This window comes from Neisseria sp. WLZKY-1, from assembly GCF_046546535.1.
In the GTDB taxonomy this organism is placed as follows: Bacteria; Pseudomonadota; Gammaproteobacteria; order Burkholderiales; family Neisseriaceae; genus Neisseria.
The window spans coordinates 1-754 of record NZ_JBKGTW010000111.1 but is presented as its reverse complement, the minus strand read 5'-3'; the positions used below and the strand labels follow the sequence as shown (position 1 = coordinate 754).

Here is a 754-nt window from a genome sequence, read left to right as displayed (position 1 = left end):
CCCACATGTTAGTTCCAGATACCCGCGTATTGGCACGGATGGCGGCATCGATTTTGTCAGGATGAGCTTGGTCATGTGCAAGGTTGAATACATCTTGCAGTTTAGTCATTGTGTGATTGTCTTGTACTTCCTGATTTTTACTATTTTCCTGTTCTTGCATTTTCTTATCCTCAAATTTTAACGATTGTTTTGAATGCTACCTCACAATTGTGATCAAGCGCCTGTAGCAACTGTATTTTTCACCCCGTCGGGCAAAAATACCAAAACTCAAATCAAGCCGTTTGGATACCGTTTTCGGTGGTATCGTTTTCGGCAAAATAATCACGCATCCTTGCGTTCAAAATACGCAGAAGTTTGTGCATACATGCCGTAACGGCAACCTTATACGGCTTACCCTTGGACAGCAGGCGCTGATAAAAATCCCGAATAAGCGGTTCAAAACGTGTCGCCACCACGGTAGCCATATACAGCGCCTTACGCACCGCAGACCTTCCGCCGAAGCAGCGGCTTTTGAATTTGGTTTCCCCGCTCTCCCTCGGGTGTGGGGCAATACCGACCAGACTCGCTATCCGTTTGTGGCTCAGCCGTCCCAATTCCGGCAGCATCGCCATCAGCGTTGCCGTCGTTATCGAACCGATGCCTTTGATTTGCTCCGCCACTTTGGCTTTGCCGTCAAAATGCGTGTGGGTGTGGTCATCGATTTGTTTGTCCAATTCGTCAATCAACCTGTCAAAATGAGCAATCAGTTGTTTGA

At 47.5% G+C, this 754-nt stretch carries 1 protein-coding gene and 1 pseudogene; both read right to left on the bottom strand.

The annotated features are described in order from the left end of the window. Positions 1-160, bottom strand: a pseudogene (locus tag ACLD9W_RS12390) (TIGR00341 family protein); the annotation flags it as partial. 112 nt (positions 161-272) lie between these two features. Then, positions 273-754 (bottom strand): transposase (locus ACLD9W_RS12385; RefSeq protein WP_410842287.1); only part of this gene is annotated, 482 nt, incomplete at its 5' end.